Here is a 3,317-nt window from a genome sequence, read left to right on the forward strand (position 1 = left end):
GATGTCGATTCCGAGGCGACAACTGCATTTCGCGACGCGCCAGGCCCTTGGCCAGGTTCCAATCAAAGCGATTGAATTACCCGACAAGTAGTCTGACACGGGGGGTTGCCCCCACGATCGCAAAAACTGTTGGTGACATCGGAAGTGAGTTGGCTGAAAAGGCAGCGGATGAGAAAAGAGACTACCTGAAGAAAGCACAGGACGCTCTACTCAGCAATAACTTGAAAGCCGTTGCGGAATACGAAGCGAAAGCCCAAGAAGCTGATGCGTTAGTTGCGAAATGGGACGAGAACGGTGCCTATCGCATTGCGCTACACGCTGCGACGCAAGGTTTGTTGGGCAGTCTGGTAAGTGGCAAAGGCGGTGCATTAGAAAGCGCTGCCGGTGTAGTCGGCGGAAACGTGGGGCAGCAGCTCGCGGCGGAATTAGGCAAGGCGGAAGCAGAAAAGCTAGGCCTGCAAGGTGACGCGCGCAAATCGTTCGTCGATGCCTATCAGAATACCGGCGCGGTCATCGGAGGTATGCTTGCCGGTGCTGCGGCTGGCAATGCCGCCAGCTCCAATGCAGACATCGGTGCCTTGCTGGCTGCCGCTCAAGGCGGAAGTGCAGCTGAAACAGTTGATGAGTTCAATCGACGTCTGCACTGGCTCACCGAGAATCCTTTAATCAAAGACCTGGCAGAAAAGAAGGCCAAAGAGGTCTGCAGAGGGGATAACCGGTGCGAAAAGTTGGAGACCCTCAGGTATGGTGATGCGTTAGAGCGCGTTGCTAAAGGGATGGTTGATGACGAGCAAGATAAAAAGAACACAGAATATGTGCTTGCCCTGCAGCGCGCTTCGCAGAACCCGACTAGCGAAGGGGCTATGGGCAGCTTTGCTGGATACATTGAACGTTTAAAAGTAGCACGGCAGATATTGGCAAAATACGAAGGCCAGCCAATGCTGTACAACGGGAAGCCGATGATTGGCGAAGACGGTAAACAACTCACATACTTCTCTGCGACGAAGGCTGAGCGAGCGAACAAGTATGCCGAAGGTGTGATGTCGGGAGAGCCGGATCCGCTATTTCCGCAGAGGGATGCTCGTGACAAGGAGCGACTTGAGTACTTCGGTACGAATAATGGCTCAGCAAAGAAGGACTATCTCCTAGAAGAAACGCTGCTTGGCGGCAAAGTGACTGAGAAAGCCTTTTCTGCGCTGGGTAAGCTATGGATGGGGCTCGACGGTGCGCTTGGGTATGAAGGTACCGCGACCTTGAAGGGAACGGTGAGCCGAGTTGCGTCGACCCCTGAAGCAGCTGAAGCTGCGAAAGAAGGCGTTAATCGAGTAGCGCCGATTGTAGACAAGTACGGCAATGTACTCTCAACGGAAAACACGCTTCCGAGTAATGTTGGTAAGAGTAGTCTGACCAGTGGCAGCGCAAAGGACGCATCCGCGTTGGCAGATGAGCTAGCGGCCGCAGAGGTGAAGGCAAATGCCGAGTTTTCTGATTACGTGCTTAAGCATAATCTCCAAATTGGCGTCAAGAGTAGATCGGGCGGGATAAACGGTGCGCATAACTCCGATGTGTTCCTTGAATCAGTCGACAAATTGGGTGCGAAGATTAACAATACGAAAAGGGATTCGCGCTTCCCCGGTTTGGTCGAGTACGAATATCAGTTACCCAAGCTAGACTCAAAAACCCTACAGCCCACGGGAGAGTATCGTTCTGGAACGAAAAAAACGGTCTATGATTCGAACGTGCTCAGTGATAAAAAAATAGCAGACATGTCAGCGCGAGCAGCAGCGGAAGGAAAACGCATGCTTGATATGCAACCTGGCGAACGAGAGATCATGGTGAAGGTCGATGGATATTTTTTTCCAAGTGACTCAAGATAAGGCGACTGGTAAGATAAATAATGCATTTATTACGATTCCTCCGAGGACTAAACAATGACTGAAATTGAAACTATCGAATGGCTGGCGAAGCTGAAAACATCCTTTGAAGCAAAGGGTCTTGCTGGAGAAGATTTTTTTTACATAATTAGGACGATGTTGAGGGAACGGCGGATATCGTTTCCTGAAATGATGTCGTCGGCGGTGCAAGGCCATGGAACGAGGGTACACGAAGGGTTGGAGTTCATATTGGATGCAGACTTAGACGATCCCGCTGACTTTGATGGAGTAATATTTGTTATTGGCGAGCACGAGAGTTCTATTTTGTCGGTCGTCGACTACGTTCATTTAGTTGATTTGTTATGTCACGCTTATATCACCCAATTTCCCGACGACAAAAGCCGGGTGATGGCAAACTTGGATCAAATAAAATCAAAATATGCTACTGATCGGCAGGCCTAAGCGGAATTTAATCTGTCCGTTCAGTATCAGTATCATCTGGGGCCTCGTATTATTTCAGATTTGTGACTTTGCTGAAGTGATTTCGGTCTGATGTGAGCTGTCGTGTTCAAATGTTCAAATAGGGATTGGTACCCAACTGTTGATCGGCACCTGCGGCACCGGGGCAGGAAAGCTGCTGTCTGGCGGCGCCGTGAACATCGCCGCGGCGGTCGACGAGGTCAAGAGTAGTCTCCTGATTAATCCGAACACCAAGAACTGGGACAAGCAGATCCACGAAAATTAGACTGTAGTGGGTGCCAACCTGGCTTCCAAGGGAGACTTGCTGGTCAGCGCCGGCATCAACCAAAACAGCGACCTGAATATCAAAGCAGCTCGCTTGCAGCGGGTGGCACGTTGACGCTGGAGGCAAGCAACGACCTGAATATCACCAGCGTCAGCGAGTTTCACCTATCCGATATCGAGATCGATCGAAAATCCGGCCACGGCATCAAGAAGAGCAGCAGCGACGCCACCGACTACAACGCCACCACACTGGCAATCGGCAGCAACATCAAAGGCGGTACCTTTGTTGCCGCTAACGGAACAGTCGCTAATGCGCATGCGGAAATCGGAGTATACAGCGAGCATTCGATGCTGGTAAGACAAAAGGCCAAGACATGACGATGGGTGTCACTGGCTTGGACGTATGTGGTTACTGTGAAGGGGGCATTGCCGCGGCAGCTCGGGCGGCTGAATTGAAATCCTTAACAGTATTTGCGAGGGATAATTTGACTGGAGACCCGAAGACGTATTATTGGCGCCCAGGGATGAAGTCCCTTAAGGAAACCATTACAAGACGATGGTTTATATTGGACGTTGGAAAAACTAGGACGTTAAATGGTCCGGTCTGAATAATTCAAATTCCGTTGGCGCGTAGCCGGCATGGTGCGAAGGCCAAGGCAGCGCATTCGCGGGCTTGATCCCATCCAGGCCACAGGAATC

Annotated in this window: 4 protein-coding genes; all 4 read left to right on the forward strand. The window is 51.1% G+C overall.

What is annotated here, in order from left to right:
- The first annotated feature begins 149 nt into the window (after nt 1-149).
- The 4 genes from ASD58_RS20835 (at nt 150) to ASD58_RS20845 (ending at nt 2,996) form a co-directional block, all read left to right on the forward strand.
- Complete coding sequence (locus ASD58_RS20835) at nt 150-1,877, forward strand: CdiA family toxin C-terminal domain-containing protein (protein ID WP_057263146.1); 1,728 nt, start codon at nt 150-152, stop codon at nt 1,875-1,877.
- 54 nt (nt 1,878-1,931) lie between these two features.
- Complete coding sequence (locus tag ASD58_RS20840) at nt 1,932-2,336, forward strand: hypothetical protein (protein WP_057263147.1); 405 nt, start codon at nt 1,932-1,934, stop codon at nt 2,334-2,336.
- Nucleotides 2,337-2,475: 139 nt separating this feature from the next.
- Nucleotides 2,476-2,619 carry a hypothetical protein gene (locus ASD58_RS31425; protein ID WP_156401415.1) on the forward strand — a complete coding sequence of 48 codons (144 nt, stop codon included), beginning with the start codon at nt 2,476-2,478 and terminating at the stop codon, nt 2,617-2,619.
- Between the two features lie 110 nt (nt 2,620-2,729).
- A complete protein-coding gene (locus ASD58_RS20845) occupies nt 2,730-2,996 on the forward strand; it encodes a hypothetical protein (RefSeq protein ID WP_057263148.1) in 267 nt (88 codons plus the stop codon).
- Nucleotides 2,997-3,317 lie beyond the last annotated feature (321 nt).

Origin of the sequence: Duganella sp. Root1480D1 (genome assembly GCF_001427305.1) — a bacterium.
Classification (GTDB): domain Bacteria; phylum Pseudomonadota; class Gammaproteobacteria; order Burkholderiales; family Burkholderiaceae_D; genus Rugamonas.